The organism is Streptomyces sp. NPDC001502 (genome assembly GCF_042894785.1).
In the GTDB taxonomy this organism is placed as follows: domain Bacteria; phylum Actinomycetota; class Actinomycetes; order Streptomycetales; family Streptomycetaceae; genus Streptomyces; species Streptomyces kutzneri.
Genome location: NZ_JBIAVW010000006.1, coordinates 189215 through 208186, shown reverse-complemented (window position 1 = coordinate 208186; position 18972 = coordinate 189215). Strand labels below are relative to the sequence as shown.

At 71.4% G+C, this 18972-nt stretch carries 18 protein-coding genes; 7 read left to right on the top strand and 11 right to left on the bottom strand.

Annotated features, from left to right (window positions below):
* Positions 1–184 precede the first annotated feature (184 nt).
* Complete coding sequence (locus ACFY0D_RS12715; RefSeq protein WP_390798336.1) at positions 185–1519, top strand: alpha/beta fold hydrolase; 1335 nt, start codon at positions 185–187, stop codon at positions 1517–1519.
* A gap of 36 nt (positions 1520–1555) precedes the next feature.
* Here ACFY0D_RS12715 and ACFY0D_RS12710 read toward each other — a convergent pair whose 3' ends face one another.
* The 4 genes from ACFY0D_RS12710 to ACFY0D_RS12695 form a co-directional block, all read right to left on the bottom strand.
* Positions 1556–4579, bottom strand: coding sequence for an alpha-mannosidase (locus ACFY0D_RS12710; RefSeq protein WP_390798335.1), 3024 nt, complete (start codon positions 4577–4579; stop codon positions 1556–1558).
* A gap of 79 nt (positions 4580–4658) precedes the next feature.
* On the bottom strand, positions 4659–5537 hold the full coding sequence (locus ACFY0D_RS12705) for a carbohydrate ABC transporter permease (protein WP_390798334.1): 879 nt from the start codon (positions 5535–5537) through the stop codon (positions 4659–4661).
* A complete protein-coding gene (locus tag ACFY0D_RS12700) occupies positions 5534–6427 on the bottom strand; it encodes a carbohydrate ABC transporter permease (RefSeq protein WP_390798333.1) in 894 nt (297 codons plus the stop codon). The genes ACFY0D_RS12705 and ACFY0D_RS12700 overlap by 4 nt, the downstream gene beginning before the upstream one ends.
* A gap of 92 nt (positions 6428–6519) precedes the next feature.
* The gene (locus tag ACFY0D_RS12695) at positions 6520–7854 is read right to left on the bottom strand and encodes an ABC transporter substrate-binding protein (RefSeq protein ID WP_390798332.1); all 1335 of its coding nucleotides are present in this window, start codon (positions 7852–7854) and stop codon (positions 6520–6522) included.
* 626 nt (positions 7855–8480) lie between these two features.
* Here ACFY0D_RS12695 and ACFY0D_RS12690 point away from each other — a divergent pair.
* Positions 8481–8738 (top strand): hypothetical protein, encoded by a 258-nt coding sequence (locus tag ACFY0D_RS12690; RefSeq protein WP_390798331.1) that lies wholly within the window; start codon positions 8481–8483, stop codon positions 8736–8738.
* Here ACFY0D_RS12690 and ACFY0D_RS12685 read toward each other — a convergent pair.
* Positions 8717–9505 (bottom strand): hypothetical protein, encoded by a 789-nt coding sequence (locus ACFY0D_RS12685; RefSeq protein WP_390798330.1) that lies wholly within the window; start codon positions 9503–9505, stop codon positions 8717–8719. The genes ACFY0D_RS12690 and ACFY0D_RS12685 overlap by 22 nt on opposite strands.
* Before the next feature lie 222 nt (positions 9506–9727).
* Between ACFY0D_RS12685 and ACFY0D_RS12680 the strand changes: the two genes are divergently transcribed.
* Positions 9728–10018: a hypothetical protein gene (locus tag ACFY0D_RS12680; protein WP_390798329.1), complete on the top strand. Its 291-nt coding sequence runs from the start codon at positions 9728–9730 to the stop codon at positions 10016–10018.
* A 219-nt stretch (positions 10019–10237) separates the two neighbouring features.
* Here ACFY0D_RS12680 and ACFY0D_RS12675 read toward each other — a convergent pair whose 3' ends face one another.
* Complete coding sequence (locus tag ACFY0D_RS12675) at positions 10238–11623, bottom strand: serine hydrolase domain-containing protein (RefSeq protein WP_390798328.1); 1386 nt, start codon at positions 11621–11623, stop codon at positions 10238–10240.
* Positions 11624–11879: 256 nt separating this feature from the next.
* On the opposite strand from ACFY0D_RS12675, the gene ACFY0D_RS12670 reads away from it, so the two are divergent.
* Positions 11880–12944, top strand: a complete 1065-nt coding sequence (locus ACFY0D_RS12670; protein WP_390798327.1) for an AraC family transcriptional regulator ligand-binding domain-containing protein — start codon at positions 11880–11882, stop codon at positions 12942–12944.
* 82 nt (positions 12945–13026) lie between these two features.
* Here ACFY0D_RS12670 and ACFY0D_RS12665 read toward each other — a convergent pair whose 3' ends face one another.
* Positions 13027–13392, bottom strand: coding sequence for a hypothetical protein (locus ACFY0D_RS12665; RefSeq protein ID WP_390798326.1), 366 nt, complete (start codon positions 13390–13392; stop codon positions 13027–13029).
* A gap of 189 nt (positions 13393–13581) precedes the next feature.
* Here ACFY0D_RS12665 and ACFY0D_RS12660 point away from each other — a divergent pair, with 189 nt between their 5' ends.
* Positions 13582–14052, top strand: coding sequence for a universal stress protein (locus ACFY0D_RS12660; RefSeq protein WP_390798325.1), 471 nt, complete (start codon positions 13582–13584; stop codon positions 14050–14052).
* 278 nt (positions 14053–14330) lie between these two features.
* Here the strand turns inward: ACFY0D_RS12660 and ACFY0D_RS12655 are convergent, their stop codons facing one another.
* Entirely contained in the window at positions 14331–14807 is a 477-nt protein-coding gene (locus ACFY0D_RS12655; protein ID WP_390798519.1) for a hypothetical protein, read from the bottom strand.
* Positions 14808–15147: 340 nt separating this feature from the next.
* A complete protein-coding gene (locus tag ACFY0D_RS12650) occupies positions 15148–15708 on the bottom strand; it encodes a hypothetical protein (protein ID WP_390798324.1) in 561 nt (186 codons plus the stop codon).
* 363 nt (positions 15709–16071) lie between these two features.
* On the opposite strand from ACFY0D_RS12650, the gene ACFY0D_RS12645 reads away from it, so the two are divergent.
* Together ACFY0D_RS12645 and ACFY0D_RS12640 are read left to right on the top strand one after the other, a co-directional pair.
* On the top strand, positions 16072–16707 hold the full coding sequence (locus ACFY0D_RS12645; protein WP_390798323.1) for a hypothetical protein: 636 nt from the start codon (positions 16072–16074) through the stop codon (positions 16705–16707).
* A 93-nt stretch (positions 16708–16800) separates the two neighbouring features.
* A complete protein-coding gene (locus ACFY0D_RS12640; protein WP_390798322.1) occupies positions 16801–17001 on the top strand; it encodes a hypothetical protein in 201 nt (66 codons plus the stop codon).
* 195 nt (positions 17002–17196) lie between these two features.
* On the opposite strand, the gene ACFY0D_RS12635 is transcribed toward ACFY0D_RS12640, so the two are convergent.
* Entirely contained in the window at positions 17197–18144 is a 948-nt protein-coding gene (locus tag ACFY0D_RS12635) for a serine/threonine dehydratase (RefSeq protein WP_390798321.1), read from the bottom strand.
* 14 nt (positions 18145–18158) lie between these two features.
* Complete coding sequence (locus ACFY0D_RS12630) at positions 18159–18842, bottom strand: TetR/AcrR family transcriptional regulator (RefSeq protein ID WP_390798320.1); 684 nt, start codon at positions 18840–18842, stop codon at positions 18159–18161.
* Positions 18843–18972 lie beyond the last annotated feature (130 nt).

The following is an 18972-nucleotide window of genomic DNA, read 5'->3' as shown; positions in this document are numbered from 1 at the left end:
GTTCTAGCGAGGGGAGGCAGGTTTTGCAACTAAGTGCATAACCAAAGAGGGCGGTCGGGGACCATCCGCCCCCGAAATCCCAGGGCCGGGGCGCGGACAGCCCGCAACCTTGTGGCGGAGTTCACGCCGGCGGCGCGGCCCGGGCCTCGGCCGGCGGACGGCCGGGGCCGGTACCGTCGGCCGGATGATCGAAAACCGCTCCGTGATCGTGAACGGCCTCCCGTTCGAGTACCAGGTGGCAGGGCCCGCGGACGGCGATCCGCTGGTGCTGCTGCCCGCGCAGGGCGACTGGGCGCCGCTGCGGGACGAACTCGCGCGCAAGCGCCGGGTGTACACCCCTGACGTGAACAGCCGCGGCCCGGCGGCCCGCGAGTGGCCGACGGTGATGCGCGACGAAGTGCTCGGCCTCCTGGACGCCCTCGGCCTCGACCGGGTGGACCTCGCCGGGTACAGGATCGACGGCGAAGTGGCCTACCTGGTCGCGCAGGCCCAGCCCTGGCGGGTGGCCCGGCTGATCCTGGAGGAGGTGGATCCCCCGAGCCCCCCTGGGCTGGTACGGCCCGAGCATTCGGAAATGGACTGGTACACGGTGGAGGGCGAGCCCGCTCCCGACGAGCTGGACAGGTTCCGGCGGATCACCGCACGGACCCTGGTGCTGTCGGGCGGCCCCACGAGCCCCTTCTGGCAGGACCGCATCGCGGAGATGGCCCGCCGGATACCCGACGCTCGGCTGACCCCGTTCCCCGTGGGACGACCCGTCCACGCGGCCGAGCCGGAGGAGTTCGTGCGGGCGGTCGTGGAGTTCCTCGACGAGCTGCCCGACAGCGAGTCGGCCCGGCTCTGGCTGGCCGAGCGGGGCGTGGTCCGGACCGGCGAGGACACCTGGACGGACGGGGAGTCCGAGGAGGGCCGCCTCACCTCGAACGAGGTCGCCCACCGGTGGGCCGCGGCTGCCCTCGGGGACGACTCCCTCGACATCGGGCAGCGGCTGCGGCTCGGCTTCGGTCTGGTGGACCTTCTCGACGAGTACTGGGTGACCGTCGAGATCGCCTCCGCCGTCCAGGGCATCACGGATCCGGACACGGCCCGCGTGCTCTGGAACGGCTACCGCAGCCGGCTGGACGCGCCGGCGCACTGCGAGGCGATCGTCTACTCCCTCTGGGTCGACTGGTTCGAGGACGGCGACACCGCGGAGCGGGTCTTCGCCGAGGTCCTCGGCAAGGACCTCACGCAGCTGCGGCCGGACTCCCCGGAGCCCATGCTGCGCCGTGCCCGGCGCGTGCTGGAATCCTCCGGACCGGTGCCCTGGCGGGCCAAGGAGCTGGTCTACCGGACCGCGGCCCGGGTCCCGGAGCTGGCCGAGGCGGTCTTCCGGGGCATCCTGCACAGCCACCACGACGTGTACGGCGACCTCGACCCCGCCGAGGCACTCGCCGTCCTCGGCCAGATGAGACTCCCCGAGGACACCGAGCACCTCGCCGAGCTGCGCAGTGCACTGGAGAGCGGGCGCCGGCCCTGACGGTCGGGCCGGCGCCGGGGCCCACCCGGGCGGCGGTCAGGCGCGGTGCAGGCGGACCGTCACGATCTGGAACGGGCGCAGGGTGAGCGGGACCCGGCCCTCCGGGGTGGGCACCCCCACCGCCGTGCCCGCCAGAGGCCGTTCGAGCAGATCGCTCTCGACCGCCGCCGCCACGGGGAAGTACGCGGTGAGGGTGGCCCGGGCGCGACCGCCGCGGGACTCGTAGACGCGGACGATCACGTCACCGCTGCGGTCCTCGGCCAGCTTGACCGCCTCGACCACCACCGCGTCCTCGTCGACGGCGACCAGCGGGGCGACCGGGCCCGCGCCGCGGACCACCCGCTCGGGCAGGTTCAGCGCGTGGCCCTCGCGGACCGCGTCCCCGATCCCGGCGCCGGGCGCGAGCGAGAAGCGCAGGGTGTGGGAGCCCTGGTCGGTCTCCGGGTCGGGGTAGCGCGGGGCGCGCAGCAGGGAGAGCCGGACCGTGGTGGTCTGGCCGCCGTCGGCCCGTACGTCCCGGGTCACGTCGTGCCCGTACGTGGAGTCGTTGAGCAGCGCCACCCCCCAGCCGGGCTCTTCCGCGTGGATCCAGCGGTGGGCGCAGATCTCGAACTTGGCCGCCTCCCACGAGGTGTTGGTGTGGGTGGCCCGGTGGACGTGCCCGAACTGGGTCTCGGAGGCGGTCCGTTCGGCCTTCACGTCCAGCGGGAAGGCGGCCTTGAGGAACTTCTCCGTCTCGTGCCAGTCCACCTCCGTGACGATGTCGACCGTCTTGGCGCCGGCCCGCAGGGTGATCTGCTGGACCGCCTCCGACCGGCCGAAGGACCGGGTCACGCGTACGGTCGCCGCCCGCGGGCCGCTCCCGGTCACCTCCAGCCGGTCCAGCTCCACGAGGTCGGTGACCCGGTTGCGGTAGAACGCGTCGATGTCCCAGGCGTCCCACATGTTCGGGAAGTCGGGGTGGATCTGGAGCAGGTTCGCCGCGGCGCCCGGGGCGACCGTCTCGCGGCGCGCCTCCAGGTCGTAGACGGAGACGATCAGGCCGCGGCGGTCGATCTCCACCAGCAGCCGGCCGTTGGCCAGGATGTGCCCGCCGCCGTGCCGCTCCTCCACCGTGACCGGCTCCCCCGCCCGGGCCGGGCGGCCGGCCCCGCCGGCCGGAACGCCGCGGCGGGCGTGCGGGGCGCAGTTGAAGACGAGCTCCTCCGTGCCCTGACCCGCCAGCGCCTGCTGCGCGGCGAGGGTGATCCCCTGGAGTTCCTCGCGGACCGCCGCGTACGTCTCGCGCGCCTCGCGGTGCACCCAGGCGATGGACGAGCCCGGCAGGATGTCGTGGAACTGGTGGAGCAGCACCGTCTTCCAGATCCGCTCCAGGTCCTCGTACGGGTACGCGTACCCCGCGACCCGCACCGCGGCGGTCGCTGCCCACAGCTCGGCCTCGCGCAGCAGGGATTCGCTGCGCCGGTTGCCCTGCTTGGTCTTGGCCTGGGAGGTGTAGGTGCCGCGGTGCAGCTCCAGGTAGAGCTCGCCGGCCCAGACGGGCGCGTCCGCGTACTCGGCGTGGGCCTTCTCGAAGAAGGCGTCCGGGCGCTCGATCCGGACCCTCGGGGAACCTTCGAGATCCCGCTGGCGGCGGGCGCGGGCGAGGTGTTCGCGGGTGGGGCCACCACCGCCGTCACCCCAGCCGAAGGGGACGAGCGAGCGCGAACCGGTGCCCTTCTCCCGGTAGTTGCGGGCGGCGTGGGCCAGTTGGGCGCCGCCGAGGTCGGAGTTGTAGGTGTCGACGGGCGGGAAGTGCGTGAAGACGCGGGTGCCGTCGATGCCCTCCCACCAGAAGGTGTGGTGCGGGAACCTGTTGATCTGGGACCAGGAGATCTTCTGGGTCAGGAACCACTTGGAGCCGGAGAGCTTGACGATCTGCGGCATCGCGGCGGTGTAGCCGAAGGAGTCGGGGAGCCAGACGTTCTGCGTCTCGATGCCGAACTCGTCGAGGAAGAACTTCTTGCCGTAGAGGAACTGGCGGGCCATGGCCTCGCCGCCGACCATGTTGGTGTCGGACTCCACCCACATGCCGCCGACCGGCACGAACTGCCCGTCGGCGATCTTCTTCTTGACCCGCTCGAAGAGCTCGGGCCGGTACGTCTTGATCCAGTCGAGCTGCTGCGCCTGCGACATCGCGAAGACGAACTCGGGGTGCTGGTCCATCAGGTTGACCATGTTGGAGGCCGTGCGCGCGACCTTGCGGACCGTCTCGCGCAGCGGCCACAGCCACGCGGAGTCGATGTGGGCGTGGCCGACCGCGCTGATCCGGTGCGCGGAGGCGTTGGCCGGGACGGCGAGCACCCGGGCCAGACACCCGCGGGCGGCGGCCGCCGTGCCGGGCACGTCGGCGAGGTCGAGGGCGTCCAGCGCCGCGCCGAGGGCCCGCAGGATCCCGTGCCGGCGGGCGTCGGCGGTGTCGAGCTGGGTCATCAGGTCGTAGAGCACCTCCAGGTCCTGGACCAGCTCCCAGACCTCCGTCTCGAAGACGGTGAGCTCCATCCGGGCGAGCCGGTACAGGGGCTGGTCGCCGCTGGTCGGCAGGTCCCCCTCGTACGTGGCCGCGTGGTCGACCAGGACCGGGTTGGAGGCGGCCTCGACGTACCACTCGACCTGCTCGCCGCCCTCGGCGCGGTCGGCGACGCGCACCCAGTCGTTGTACGGGTTGAGGGCCTTGACCTCGCCGCCGTCGGCCCGGTGGACCAGGCCCTCGCACTGGAACCCGGGCATCATCCGGTCGAAGCCGAGGTCGAGGACGGCTTCCACCGTGCGGCCGGCCCAGTCCTCGGGGACCGTGCCGGTGACCCTGAACCAGGTGGTGCCCCAGGCCGGCCCCCACGGGTCGCCGATCGCGCAGGGCTCGTAGCCCGCCGCGAGTCCTTCGGCGACGGGGACGGGCTCGCCGGGGGCCTCCCAGCGCTCGACGGTCAGCGGGACCGCGCGGGAGTGGACGGCGGGCTTGACGCGCTCCTTGAGAACCCGGCGGAGGCGGTGCTCGGTGATGCTGCGGTCGTCATGCATGACTGCTGCTCCAGGGAGGGTGGTCGGTGCGGAGGTATCGGTACGGACGTGTCTCGGGACGGACGGCGGGCGGGCCGGCTCAGGTCTTGACGGCTCCCTCGCCCACGCCCTTGAAGAAGAAACGCTGGAGGGCGAAGAAGAGCAGCATCATCGGGAGGAGGGCGGCCATCGCGCCGGCGGCCACGAGCCGCTGGTCGTTGACGGTGGTGGCGCCGGCCAGGGTCTTCAGGCCGAGCTGGAGGGTGTAGTGGTCGCTGTTGGTGAGAACCAGCAGGGGCCAGAGGAAGTCGTCCCAGGCGCCCATGAAGCTGGTGATGCAGACGACGGCGAGGGCGCCCTTGGCGGCGGGGAGGAAGACCCGGGTGAAGCGGGTCCATTCGCCCGCCCCGTCCAGGACCGCGGCTTCCTCCACCTCCCGGGGCACGGCGAGGAAGGCCGCCCGCATGACCATGATGTTGAGCACGGAGACCGCGCCGGGCAGCCAGACGCCGATGAGGGTGTCGACCAGGCCCATCTCGCGGACGGTGAGGAACATCGAGATCATCACGGACTCGAAGGGGAACATCAGCGTCGCCACCAGCACGGTGAAGACGACCTGCCGGCCCTTCCAGCCGGCCCGGGAGAGGGCGTAGCCGCCCATCGCCGCGAAGAGCATGTTCGAGGTGATCGCGAGGGCGGCGACGGTGAGGGTGTTGCCGGCGTACTGCAGCAGCGGGAAGGACTCGGCGACCCGGACGTAGTTGTCGAGGGTGGGCTGCGCGGGCAGCACGCCGTCGTACACGTTCTCGGTGCGGCCGCGTATCGAGGTCAGGAACTGCCAGACGATCGGGCCCAGCATGACCACGAGCATCAGCACGAGCGTGGCGTACCGCCCGGCCAGGCCGATCCGGTGGCGTCTGCGGGCGGCGGCGGTGCGCCGGGGCGGCCGCCCGCTCCCGGCGGAGGAGGGTGCGCTCATCGCTCGTCCCCCTTCGACAGGCGGCGGCCCAGCAGGCTGAAGACCAGGGTCAGGAGGAACAGCAGGATGGAGATGGCGGAGGCGTAGCCGGTCTCGCCGGAGAAGCCGAGGCCGACCTGCCGGATCAGGAAGGGCAGGGTGCGGGCGCCGCCGCCGGGACCGCCGCTCTCGCCGCCGAGTATGTAGATCTCGGTGAACACGCGCAGCGCCGAGATGGCGGAGAGGGTGCCGACCAGCAGCATCATCGGCTTCACCTGGGGCACGGTGATGCTGAAGAAGCGGCGGACCGGGCCGGCGCCGTCGATCGCGGCCGCCTCGTGGAGGGTGGCGGGGACGTTCCCGAGGGCCGCCAGGTAGAAGACCATGTAGTAGCCGAGGCCCTTCCACACGGTCACGATCATCGCGGAGACCAGCAGCATCGCCGAGTCCGTCAGGAACGGGACCGGCTCGGAGACCAGGTGCAGCCGCTGGAAGACGGTGTTGACGAGCCCGTCGCTGCGCAGCACCCACTGCCAGATCAGCCCGACGACCACGGCGGAGGCGATCACCGGGGTGTAGAAGGCGGAACGGAAGAAGCCGATACCGGGGATCTTCGCCTGTACGAGGACCGCCAGGGCCAGCGGCAGGAGGACCAGGCAGGGGACGACGACCACGAGGTACAGCACGCTGTTGCCGGTCGCGACCCAGAAGTCGGGGTCGGCGAAGGCGCGCCGGTAGTTGTCGAGGCCGACGAAGCCGCCGCCGCGCAGGATCTGGGCGTCGGTGAGGGAGAGGACGACGGTGTTGACGAACGGCCAGAGGCTGAACAGCGTCACCATCGCCAGGCCGGGCGCGAGGAACAGGTAGGGGGTCCACCACCTGCGGTGGGGCAGTCCGGTCTCGGTCTCCATGGCCCGCAGGGCGCGCCGCCTGCGCGCCGCTCCGCGACGCCGTTCGTGTGCCGTACCACCGCCCCGCGGCTCGCCGGCGGCGGCGCCGCCGGTCACTTCTCGGCCGCGGCGGCGAGGAGCTTGTTCGCCGCTTCCTGCGCCTTCTGCACGGCTGTCCGGGGGTCCTGTTCGCCCTTGATGGCCTTCTGCATCTCCCGTACGACGGCGTCGCCGACCTGGTTGGTCCACTGGACGGGGGTGTTGGCGTCGAGCGCGGCGGTCCTCAGCTGGTCGGCGCCGACTGCGCGGGCGAGGGTCTCCGCGTCCTTGCCGTCGCCCTTGTCGGAGAAGAACGGGTCGGCGAGGCCCTGGGCGTTGGACGGGTAGATGGTGGCCTTCCTGGAGAACTCCACCTGGTTGGGGCCGTTGGTGACCCACTTGGCGAACTCGGCCGCCGCGTCGACGTGCTTGGTGTCCTTCCTGATGCCGAGCGACTGGGCGTAGATGCCGATGTGGCCGAGCTCGCCGGTGACGGCTCCGGCGACCTGGGTCTTGGCGTAGATCTGCGGGGCGTTCTGCTTGATGTCCTTGACGAAGCCCGGGGATCCCGGACCGAAGACGAGCTTGCCGCTGCCGTAGAGCTGGTTGATGTCGTCGGACTTGAGGAGGGACTCCTTGGGCATGGCGCCCTTGGCGTACAGGTCCTTCATCCGTTCCACCCACCGGACGGCCTGGTCCGTGTCGAAGGTGAAGCGGTCGCGCTTCTCGCTGAGGATCGGGATGCCCATCTTCTGCCAGTCCCCGGGCAGCCGGCCCTTGGGGTCGGCCATGAAGGCGGAGTACTGGCCGCCGGACGAGGCGGCGATCCGCTCGGCGTAGTCGAAGAACTGCTCGACGCCGGTCGGCGGCGCGGCCGGGTCCAGGCCGGCCTTCTCGAAGAGCTCTCTGTTGTAGGTGAGGATCTCCGGGGTCACGTACCAGGGGTACGCGTACACGCTGTCGCCCTTGCCGGGCAGTTTGAACTGCTCCCAGGCGCCCGGCACGTACTCCTTGGCCGACGCGCCGTCCAGGGCGGCCACGTCGGCGAGCATGCCCCGGTCGCCGAGGAGCTGGAAGGAGTCGGTGGAGAGGTTGACCACGTCGGGGAGGGCTCCGGCCTGGGCGTCCGCGACGAGTTTTTCGTTGTAGCCGTCGCCGGGGACGTCCTCCCAGGTGACCTTGACCTCGGGGTGGCGCTGCTCGAAGGCGTCGATGACCCCCTGTACGTAGGCCGTGAAGGTGGGCTTCAGCTGGAGGGTCCGGAAGGTGATCTCGCCGGCCACCCTGCCCGTCCGCTGTGCCTCCTTCGCGTCGGCGGCTCCGCCGTCGAGGCCGCACGCGGCGGTCGAGAGGAGGGTTCCCGTCGCGAGCAGGGCAACAGCGATACGGGTCGGGTTCGAACGGGTCATCGTCGCCGCCTTTGCAGAAGTCCGGCCTCATCGCCGGAGGCGGTGCCCACGGTCGTCCGAAAGCAAGACCTCGTCAATGAGGCAGGAGGAGGGCTGGCCGGTGACGCATTGGTGCGGAATGGCGCGACCGGCCGGAACACTTCGCGGAAGCCTCGATCACCACCACTCCGACCTGGACTGATGCGCTTTAGTACAAAGACGGTTGGAGCTGGTGTCGATTCCGTAACGAAGCTGCTGGTGCGTCAAAGTTTGACTTCTTATCGATGGTTCATGACAGGTCTCCACTAATGCGCTTTACCCGCACGCCGCGAAACCGCTTTAGCAGGTGCCCTCGGAGACCCGCACGGAGCCGGGTACCGCTCGACCACTGGCTGCGCGCCGGGGCGGGCGCCGTCGAGGGCACCGCCCTGGCGCGCGCGGTACCGGCAACTCGCGGCCACGCACACGCGCTGCACCCAGCACCTCGACCCCGAGTCCAATCCGGCCGTCCTGCGCCGCGCGCTGGAGGACCGGGTCGCCGGGCGCGAACTGTCCCCCCGCCTCGCCGGACCGCTGCGCCATGCCGTCGCCGCGATGGCCGCCAAGCGCGGCCGGCCCGGCAGGCGGACCGGCCCCCGCACCACGCCGTGGCCGCCCTCGTACTGCGCCGGCTCGCCCCCTTCGATGTGAGCCGGGGGCTGGAGGACGCCGGACCGCTGACCGGCCCGGTGACCGCCGAGGAGGCCGGGACGTCCGGGCTGCCCGCCGGAACCGTCGTCCCGGCGCCGGTACGGGCGGTGGTCACCGCGGCGCGCATCGCCCCGCAGGGCGGCTGGGGACGGCGCGGGCCAAGGCGCGTTCGCCGCCGTCCCGCAAAGGGCCGCTACTTGGGCTTGTTGCGGTAGATGCGGCGGCCGGCCAGGTGCGTGGCGACCGTCTCGCCCCGCCACAGCTTCCGGTCGCCGTCCATCTCGTCCGGGGCGGGCCACCGGCCGCGGCTGATGTCCGACCGGATGCTGTCCGGCTGCAGGCCGGACGCCTCGGCGATCTCGACGACGGTGTAACGGCGGGACGGTTCGAGCGCGGTGGCTTCCCGGGTGTGGTGCTCGCCGAAGAACCGGGCGATGGCCTCCGGGTCGAACTCGATGGTCCTGCCGCGCTTGCCGATGGCGGCCGGCCACCCTGGGTGCCGTCCCCACCGGGGATTCTCCGACAGGTAGCGGGCGCTCATGCCGTAGTGCTGGGCTATCTCCGTGTACGTGACTCCCGTGCGGCCCTCGGGAGGTACGGGGCCACCGTTCGGCGTGCGGGAGGTTCCACCGGCCGACCGGGTCCGCTCGCCGGTGTGCGGCTCCGGCGGGACCCGGCCCGAGCGATCCTCCCCGACGGTGAGGACGACCGTACGGCCGTCCGGGTCGGTCAGCGTGTGCCGGCCCGGCGGCAGGAACCCGGCGCCGTTCGGCGGGGCGGTGAGGCCGAGGCGCAGGTACCCGGTCTCCGGGCGGCCCGTGGCAGGGTAGAGCTCCAGGACGCCGCCGTCGGCGAGCGTCGCCGCGTAGTGCTCCGGCCCGTTGCCGTGCCGCTCGTGCACGAGGTCGAGGCCGATACCCCGGTAGAAGTCGCGGCAGGCGTCGAGCCGGGTCGTGTAGATCACGGCGAGTTCGAGGATCATGCTGGCGCTCCTGGTGTGTGATGACTGCGGGCCGGCGGTCGTCCTCCTCGACCCGCTCCTCGCAACGCAGTGACCGCCTGGGGCACTTGACGGCCGCGGTGATGCGCGACAGCCCGAACGCCTTGCCCTGGGCGCCCACTTGGGCCTCCTCCCGTCCGGCGCGACACGCGCCGACAGGGAAGGTCATCTTAAATTCCTACCACGTCTGCGTACGCTGTCCTCATGACCGACACCATCCCTGCCGACCAGCACGTGCACGATGACCTGCGCATCCTGACCGTCGAGTACCTGACCGCGGTCCGGGCGCGCCTGGCCGGCATCGAGACTCCCGTCGCGCGGGAACGGGCCGCACGGCTGTTCACCGATCAGCTGCTGCCCGCTGTGGCGAAGACGGTCAAGGACATCCGCACCGCCGCCGTGGGCGAGCTGCGCCAGGGGCGCACCCTCAGGGAAGTGTCGGAACTGATAGGCCTGTCCGTGCCCCGGGTCGACCAACTGCTCAAGGGGAAGTGAGGAGTTGTTGCCGTCCCCCTTCTGCTGAGGCGCACCACGATCACCCTCGACGCGGGCAGGCCGGAGTACCGGCCGGCGGCCGGCGGCCGGCGGCCGGGCGGTGACAGGTAGCGGGTCGTCACCGACCCGGCCGGGCGCCCGTTCCGCCTGACCCTGGTCGGACGTCAGACGGCTTTCGGGGCGGCGGGCATGCCCACGTACCCGTACGGGGGTGCCGAGTCAGCCGGCGTCCACCTTGGGTGCGCAGCGCATGCCGATGTAGCAGCAGGGGGTGCCGTCCACGAGGGTGGCGAACACGACGGGCATCCAGTCCCCGCTGAAGGAGGGGCCCGCGCCGGAGGCGGCGAAGACCGTGGCGCTGAGCGGCGTCAGATCCATCTCCAGCGGCGGCGAGAAGTCCCGCATTCCGTCGGCGAACTCGTACAGCAGGTGGGGGACGCCGTCGGGCCGCACGCTGACGGTGATGACCACCCCTTCCCGGCGGTAGGTGCCGACCAGCGGGACCATGTCGACGACCGGGGCCCGCGCGGGCGGCGCGAAGGCGGGCGGCATGTGGACCCCGCCGAGGTCGCGGAGCAGTTCCCGCATCAGGTCGGCGTAGAGGAAGCGGGAGGCGCCCCCGTTGGTGAGCAGGACGACGATGAGATCGGCGCCGGGAACCACGCGCACGTAGCCGTACTGGCCGATCGAGGCGCCGTCGTGGCCGTACCCGGGGACCCCGTTCCAGTCGTAGAGCGACCAGCCCAGCCCCCAGCCGTCCGCGCTCACCGTCCACTTGTCGGGTACGTCGACCGCCCACCGCTGCATCTCCGCGACGGCCCGGGCGCCGAGGATCTGGGTGCCGTCCGGGGCGGAGCCGCCGTCGAGGTGCAGCTTGGCCAGCCGGAGCACGTCCGCGGCGGTGGCCAGGACGCGTCCGTACGGCCCGGCCGAACGGGGCATCATGTCCCAGACCGGCGCCGGCTCCGGGTCCGGCCCCTCGCCCGGAAGGTGCCCCATCGCGGTACGGAAGGCCAGCGCCTCCTCGGGCAGGGTCATGGTGTGGGTCAGGCTCAGGGGGGCGACGAGCCGCTCCTTGAGGGCCTGGTCCCAGGTGCGTCCGGTGAGGACCTCGACGACGCGGCCGAGGACGTTGTAGCCGATGCTGCTGTAGGAGACCGCGGTGCCGGGCGGGCAGTCCAGTGCCACGTTCCGGGCGGCCGCCACGTACTTGGCCAGACAGTCGTCCCCGCGGCCGCTGTCGTAGGTGAAGTCACACGTCAGACCGCCGGTGTGGCTGAGGAGTTGGCGGGTGGTGATCGTCTTGGCGGCCTCCGGGTCGGCGACGGAGAACTCCGGGAGCACCTCGATCACGGGCGCGTCGAGGTCCAGTTCGCCCGCGGCGGCGAGCTGCATGACCAGGGTCGCCGTGTAGAGCTTCGCTATCGATCCGAGCTGGAACACCGAATCGGTGGTCGCCTCCACCCCGGTGCCACGGTGCAGGATGCCGCTCGCCAGCTCATGGATCCGCCCGTCGGCGAACACGGCGAGGGTGGCGCCGGGAACGTGATGGGCGGCGCGCAGTGCGTCGAGGCGGCTCTGCCAGTGGGCCGGGGAGAACGTCACATCGGTTCCTTCGACTCGGTGGTCCCGTACGGATCGCCGCACGCTCCTTGATCCACATACCGGGATCCACGCCAACGTAGGCCGGTCCCCAAGGCGTTGATAAGGACCCGCACGCGCCAACGAGGGGACTCCCGGCGCCACCGGGGAACACCGCCGCACCGGGAGGGAAACGTTCGCGCCACCAGGGGACCCGACGCGCCGAAGAGGGAACTTGACACGCCAGTTCGAGAGATCGGCTGGTAGCGTCGTCCGTCCTATGCGCTCTCCTGGCACCGACGGCACCGTCTCCGTCCACCTCGCGCGGTTCGTCGTCGACGCCTTGCACCGATCGGGCGTGGGCCTGGGCAGGGTCGCCCGGTTACCCGACCTCGGACCCGAGGTGCTGGGCAACGATCTGGCCCGGGTCTCGACCGCGTCCGCGCTCGCCGTGTGGGAGCAGCTGACGCTCGCGGAGCCGGGTACGGCCATCGGCGCGCTGATCACCGCCGAGGCGCCGATCGGTACGTTCGGCCTGTGGGACTACCTGGTGACCACCGGGCCCAGTCTTCGGGAGACCCTGAAGCGGGCGGTGGAGTACAACGCCGTCATCGGTGACGCGGCCCAGGAGAAGCTCCTCGTCGAGGAGGACGGACGGTCCCTCACCATCCGTCATGCGACGGGCAGTTGGGGTCCCGACGTGGTGGAGGCGATCGACTTCTTCGCCCTGGGCGTGTTCCTGACCCGGGCCCGGGCCGCCACCGGGCGGCCCGTCGTACCGCTGCGCGTCTCCGTGACGCACGGCGCGTCCGGCCGCTTCCGGCAGCTGGCGGACTTCTTCGGGACCACCCGCATCGACTTCGGCGCCGCGTACAACTCGATCACCTTCCACGACGACGACGTGCGCGCACCACTGCCCAAGGCGCAGCCGGGGCTGGACCGCATCCTGGCGCAGCAAGCGGCGCTGACGATCGCGTCCGCGCAGCCGGCCCTGCTCTGGCAGGACCGCTTCCGCATGGTCCTCGACTCCGCCTTCCGGGAGGACACCGTGAGCCTGGAGCATGTGGCGCAGCGGCTGGCGATGAGCCCGCGCACCCTCCAGCGACGCCTGGGCGAGCACGGCACGACCTGGCGCGAGGAGGTCGAGGCCGTGCGCCAGGAGCACACCATGGAGCTCCTGCGCGCCACCGATCTGCCGCTCCGCTCGGTCGCGGCCCGGGTCGGGTACAGCGATATGCGCGCGCTGCGCCGGGCGGTGCGCCGGTGGGAGGGGCGGGCCCCGCGCGACATCCGCAACGAAGCGGGCGTCGCGGCAGCGCCGATGGGCGCCGACGCGGGCAACTGACCCGCGCCCGGCGCCCGACGGCCCGCGTCGACGGCCCGCGTCGGCGGACCGCCTCGACGGCCCGCCTCGACGGCCGGTCCGGTCACTTCATGGGGTACTGGGTCTTCTCCGCGAGCTTGCCGTCCTTGAAGCAGAAGCGGAGCACGGTCTCTTCGCCGTTCTTGGCCTCGCCGCTGGATATGTACCAGGAGCAGGTGCTGCCCTCGGGCTCGGCCGGTCCGCCCTCCTTGAGGGCGCTCTTGACGAAGCTGTCGCCGGACGGGAGCTTGTCGCGGACCTCGCTCTCCGCGTCCCCGGTCTTCACCGCCTCGTAGACCGCGGGGTCGACCAAGGTCTTGTCGGCCATCTCAAGGACCTTCCCCATGCCGAAGACCAGTGCCATGAGGAGGCCCACGCCGAGCACCAGCGCCACCCCGCACCCGATCAGACAACCCTTGCGCTGAGCCACGCCCGTTCCTCCATGCCGTTCGTGTCCGGCGGCGGTCGCCTGGACACTCACACCCTCGCAAGGGGCGGGGGCCGCGGGCTGTCCTCGAAAGTCGTCGGTCCTCGCAACGATCGTCGTTCGAGGTCGGACCCACTGCTGCGTGTATACAGGGAGGAGATCGACCATCCGGACGAAGCGAGAGGAACCACCGTGAGCGAGCCCACCATCGAGCCGCTGATCGTCGTCGGCGTGGACGGGTCGAACCATTCCAAGGAGGCGCTGCGCTGGGCGGTCGCGCAGGCCGCGATGACGAGCGGCCGGGTGCACGCCGTCATGGCCTGGGAGTGGAACCGCAACCCGTTCGCCATCAACCCGATGGCCTCCGAGACCGCCGACGCGGAGGCGGTGACGGCCGAGGAGGCCGCCCGCCGGAAGCTGGCGGACACGGTCGCCGCGGCCGTCGGCACCTCGCCCGGCGTACCGGTGTTCCGGCGCGTCGAGCAGGGGTCCCCGGCGCAGGTCCTGGTCGACGCCTCGAAGGAGGCGGACCTGACGGTGGTCGGCACCCGCGGGTACGGGGGCTTCAAGGGCGCGCTGCTGGGGTCGGTGAGCCAGCAGGTCGTGCAGTACTCCGCCGGCACGGTCGTGATCGTCCGCGAGGGCGCGGACGAGAACGACTGACGGCCGCCGGCCTCCTGCCTCCTGCCTCCTGCCTCCGGCTGCTCATTGCCACCGGCGATGTACCGTGCCGGAGGCCATCGCGACAGGAGGGGGAGCAGCGTGAGCAGGAGGCGGTACGTAGCCAGGGGCGTACCTGGGGGTTACCGCATCTGGGACAACAAGGGGCGGCGATGGTGGGGCGACCACTACGAGCTCTGCCCCGATGATCTCCTGGTCGAGCCCGTCGCGGCGGGGAACCGAGGGCGTCGGCAGTCACAGACGGCGCCACACCACCAAACTCAGGGCGCAGTGCCACCTCCACCGCTACGGAGGTCTTCACGCATGCGGAGGCGCAGTACGGCGAGGGCATCGTCGTGGCCGCGGCGCCCCGCCATGTAGGCCGGCTCGGTGACCGATACGCCCTCCATCACGAGGTCGCGGAGGTCACGCAGCTGACGGAACGCGTCTTCGGAGGCATCTACGACCCGGGTAGGTGCCGTGATGGTCATCTGGTACCGCAACCCGATGCACGGTCCGAACGCCGCTCGGGCGGTGGCTCGTCGTACAGGTATCGGCATGTCCGGATCCCGAGCCACGTTGCCAGAGGTGTGTCGCGCCTCGGAGAGGCATGCCAGGTATTCCCCGTACAAGGTGCGCCGCGTCTGCGTTTCACGGTCCATCCGCTCGCGCTGCCATCGGCGCCTGTCGAGCAGCATGGCAGAACCAGTAGCAATCGCAGCACCGACTACGGTGCTGATCAGGGTGACCCACTGCATGGTCCGACGGTATCCACGGCCGGGTGCACGCGACCCTCAAATCCCAGACCTCGCGCACACAGGTGAGACGCAGGGGGCTTTCGGAGCCGTGTGCGCAGCCGACTGCCGTGCTGTGCAGCCGTATGACAGACCGCGCGGCCTGTTCGCGGCCCAGGCACCGCCAGGACACCGCAGGTCAACCCCGGCAAATGCGAAGGCTCCCGGGATTCTCCCGAGGGCCTCGGACCGCAGCGGCTCGCTCCGCTCTCCCTCGTACTCGCGGAGCAGTTCCTCAGACACGTGGCGTACCGACCGAGGAGGACCTCCGGGGCCCCAGCCGGGGGTGCTCCGACCCAAGCGATCAGGCAGCGCGTGGCCTGGCCGGCGGGAGGAGTGATTCGTGGTGGTGCCAAACGAGGTAGCGGTCGTCACGCAGTTCTGCCGAGCCCCATTCGACCCGCATCACGCCCTGTTCGACCGAGCAGGCGTACGCCACGATGACCAGCCGCAGCTCTGGTGGGAGGAGCGCCACGTCCGGATGGATGTGCTGCTCGTCGAGCTCCTCCAAGCCGAGGTCGAGTTTCAGTTGCATCGGCTCCGGGCCGTGACGCCGGATCAGGTCCGCCCGGGGGCCGTAGGCCTTGGCGAGGCGCGCGGCAGTGACCGGGACATCCCTCTTCGCGTAGAGAATCGGCAGGATGGCATGGATACCGATGACCATCACCGTCCTGCCCTGTACGCGTCGGGAGGACGAGCCGTCGAATGGTGCCAGGCCGGCGGCAAGCGTCTCGTACTGGGCCGCGTGGAGACCATGGCCGTACGCTTCTTTGGTCTGCGTGCGGACCTGCTCATGAGCGTGGCGAGCCCTGGCATGGGCTTCCACGAGGCAGGCCGGGATCGTCTTGGCCAGTCGGCTTGCCACGGCTCCGAAGGTCTCTACGGCCCAAGGCGTCACTGAAGTCACTCTGTGTAGCCCTCCCCCTGCGTTGTAAGAACGCGAGCTCATCCTGGCCACGGTGAGGGCGCTGGGTGGGACGTGCAAGAGGGCGGCAGGAGGGCACGGGTGCACAGGCCGCGCATGGGCAGTGGCCGACGTCCATGGATGGCAGGGCCGGTCGAGCCCGGCTTTCGGGCGAGCCCTGCACAGCAGATGTCCCCTTCCGGCCGCCGACCCGGCTCCGGGCAGACGCTCCGACCGCCCCTACCGGATGCCGGACCATCGGCGTTGCTCGCCTATGGTTTGAAGTCGATCATCAGATGGTGTGAGCAGCAAGGGGGCGCGAACGTGCGCGGATTGAAGGGCGCCGTGTGGGCCGTCGGACTGGCTCTGCTGCTTGCGGGGTGCGGCGGTGACGCTTCGGAGCCAGAGTCGGAGCTGCTCGGCAAGGACACCGGGATCCGGTACGACAAGTCCCGGGTGCCGACGGTCCGGAACATGGCCTGTGACCGCAAGCGCGGCTCGATCCGGTACGGGCTCAGCGTCCACAAGGACGATTCCCTGCCCGAGCACGAAGGGGAGAACGACTCCGAGGACTACGTCTGCCACGGGCCGGACCGGATCAGTGTCGCCGTCGAAGGGCGGACGGTGGCGGTACCGCACATCGCGGCCGAGTACGACCTCTACGGGGCCGTTCCGGATCCGCTCAAGACCGTCAAGTCCGTGTACAGCGAGTCCTTGGCTGAGGAAGACGAACGCACCCTGGTCGGCGAGGCGGTGACGGTCACCACCAAGACGGCCGCGATCACCTGTCAGCAGAACGTCTGGGAGACCTTCCCCATGACCACCTGCCTGTGGGCGAACCACGGTGCGGTCGGCGCGGTCGACTTCTTCCCGCCTGCCGGCCGGCATACCGAGATTTCGGAGGCGGTCGCCCGGACCAGGGAACTCATCGCGACGGGCCTGGTCGAATCCCCGCGCTGACCTCGTGGGCCGAAGCGGGTGTCTCCTCAGGCATGCACACCCGTCACCCGGTCGAGAGGCCTGAGTGTCAGAGCCGAGTGGGATGGTGCTGCCATGCAGGACGCACTCTTTCACTTGCCGGAGCCAGACCCGGAGCACGCTGTGCTGGCCCGCTGCAGGCTGGGCGGTGACGACCTCGGCGAACCTGACCAGTGGTCGCTGGTCTGTGAAGCCGAGCGGACCATGCCGGCGCACGTCGTGCTGCGATACGGGGAGCCTGCTGGCAACGTGGCGAGAGAGCGAATCGAGCTCTGAGGACGCGTTCCACCTGTAGCTGTCACCGACCACGGGAGGGGGCGGCAGGACTCGCGGCCCATTCGTGGACCGGCGTCGCAGGACGGCAGGCCGTCCCCGGCCCTCCCGGCCCGGATGTGGCTGCCGCCGGCGACGGGGATCAGCTCGGTGGTCGTCATACCCCTGATTCGATCAGACCGCCGCCGACAGCGGCTGTTATGCCTGTTCCACCAGGTCCCGGGGGTCCGTGTTGGCGCCGCAGAGGATGACGGCGACGCGGTCGCCCAGCGGCCGGGGCGCAGCGCGCAGGGCCGCCGCGGCGGTGGCCGCGCCCGCCTCGACCACGATCCGGTGCTCCTCCCAGAGCGCGCGCCGGGCGGCCGTGATCTCCGTGTCGGACACGAGGACCGACGTCACGTTCTTCTCCTGCGCGGCGGCCAGCGCGTCCGCCGAGACCCGGGTGGCCCCCAGGGAATCGGCGGCGACGGATTCCACGGCCACGTCCACGACCCGGCCCGCCTCCAGGGCCGCGTTCAGGGCCCGGCAGTTCTCCGGCTCGACCGCGACCACCCGTACGCCGTGTTCGCGCGCGGCCGTGGCGACCCCGGCGAACAGTCCGCCGCCGCCGACCGCGACGACCACCGTGTCCAGCCCGGGCAGGGCGGACCGGATCTCCTCCAGCAGGGTTCCGGCGCCCGCCGCGATGAGCGGGTGGTCGTAGGCGTGGCTGCTCAGCGCCCCGCTCTCGGCGGCGAACTCCTCGCAGGCGGCCAGCGCCTGGGCGTACCGGTCGCCGACGAGCCGCACCTCGGCCCCGTACCCGCGCAGCCGTTCCACCTTCACCCGCGGGGCGTTGGCGGGCAGGAACACGGTCGCGGGCACGGACAGCGCGCGGGCCGCCCAGGCGCAGGCGAGCCCGGCGTTGCCGCCGGAGGCGATGGTGACTCCGGCGTCCGGGAGGGCGCCGGCCTCGTGGTGGGCGGCGAGGAAGTTGCGGGCGCCGCGCGCCTTGAAGGAGCCGGTGTGCTGGAGGTACTCCAGCGCGTACCAGACCCCCGGTTCGGCCGCGGGCGCCACCGTGACGGGGCGTATCCCGCCCGCGATCCGGGCGGCGGCGGCGCGGACGGCCGCGTGGTCGAGCTGCTGGGCCGGTGCTGCGTGCATGGGCTGTCTCCCCATCAGGTGCGGGTGGTGGACCGGGCGGGCCGGGTGGACCGGGCGGGCCGCGGGGGCCGCGCGGCTTCGATCAGCTGGCGCAGGGCCCCGTAGTAGACCTCGTGGTCCGTCAGGGCGGGCAGTACGTCGGGCAGCCCGCCCGCGAGCACGGGGAACTCCCCTGGATCCAGCGCGGCCAGAGCCGCCCGCGAGGCGGCGGTGGCCGCGGCCGGATCCCGGTGGTCGACGAAGGCCGCGCTGCCCAGGGTGAGCAGGTACATGCGGCGGTAGACGGTCATGGCCTCGGCGGCGGTCATCCCGGCGGCCACGCTGTCGGCGAGGGCGGGCTCGACGAGCCGGGCCAGCAGCTGACGCCCGAGCCAGGGCCGGCTGCCGCGCAGCACCAGCAGTCCGGGGTGGGCGGTGAGCAGCAGGTACAGGGCGCGGAACCGCTGTTCGGTGGCCTGCGCCCAGTCCGTGCCGGCGGGGATCTCGGGGAGCTGCCCGGCGAGGTGTTCGGTGCAGAGGTCGAGCAGGCCGGCGAGGTCGGTGCAGCGGCGCTGCACGGTGGCGTGGGAGACCTCCAGCCGGTCGGCGAGGGTGCGGAAGCTCAACTGGCCGGGCCCTTGCTCGTCGAGGATCCGCAGGGCGGCGACGGCGATGGCCTCCGGGGTCGCACGGTCCAGGGCGGCTGATCTTCGCGGCATGAGATACACCGTAACATACGATGTATCTTCACTTTCGTGTGACACCGATTGCAGCCATATTGCTGGTCATCGGCCGACAATCAGCGACTTGTGTTGACAGTGGGTAGTCACCTCGCTGCACTGGGCGCAC

Coding starts and splice junctions, on each gene's coding strand:
- ACFY0D_RS12715 (WP_390798336.1), top strand. CDS start 185: ATGATCGAAAACCGCTCCGTGATCGTGAACGGCCTCCCGTTCGAGTAC.
- ACFY0D_RS12710 (WP_390798335.1), bottom strand. CDS start 4,579: ATGCATGACGACCGCAGCATCACCGAGCACCGCCTCCGCCGGGTTCTC.
- ACFY0D_RS12705 (WP_390798334.1), bottom strand. CDS start 5,537: ATGAGCGCACCCTCCTCCGCCGGGAGCGGGCGGCCGCCCCGGCGCACC.
- ACFY0D_RS12700 (WP_390798333.1), bottom strand. CDS start 6,427: ATGGAGACCGAGACCGGACTGCCCCACCGCAGGTGGTGGACCCCCTAC.
- ACFY0D_RS12695 (WP_390798332.1), bottom strand. CDS start 7,854: ATGACCCGTTCGAACCCGACCCGTATCGCTGTTGCCCTGCTCGCGACG.
- ACFY0D_RS12685 (WP_390798330.1), bottom strand. CDS start 9,505: ATGATCCTCGAACTCGCCGTGATCTACACGACCCGGCTCGACGCCTGC.
- ACFY0D_RS12680 (WP_390798329.1), top strand. CDS start 9,728: ATGACCGACACCATCCCTGCCGACCAGCACGTGCACGATGACCTGCGC.
- ACFY0D_RS12670 (WP_390798327.1), top strand. CDS start 11,880: ATGCGCTCTCCTGGCACCGACGGCACCGTCTCCGTCCACCTCGCGCGG.
- ACFY0D_RS12655 (WP_390798519.1), bottom strand. CDS start 14,807: ATGCAGTGGGTCACCCTGATCAGCACCGTAGTCGGTGCTGCGATTGCT.
- ACFY0D_RS12640 (WP_390798322.1), top strand. CDS start 16,801: ATGCAGGACGCACTCTTTCACTTGCCGGAGCCAGACCCGGAGCACGCT.
- ACFY0D_RS12635 (WP_390798321.1), bottom strand. CDS start 18,144: ATGCACGCAGCACCGGCCCAGCAGCTCGACCACGCGGCCGTCCGCGCC.
- ACFY0D_RS12630 (WP_390798320.1), bottom strand. CDS start 18,842: ATGCCGCGAAGATCAGCCGCCCTGGACCGTGCGACCCCGGAGGCCATC.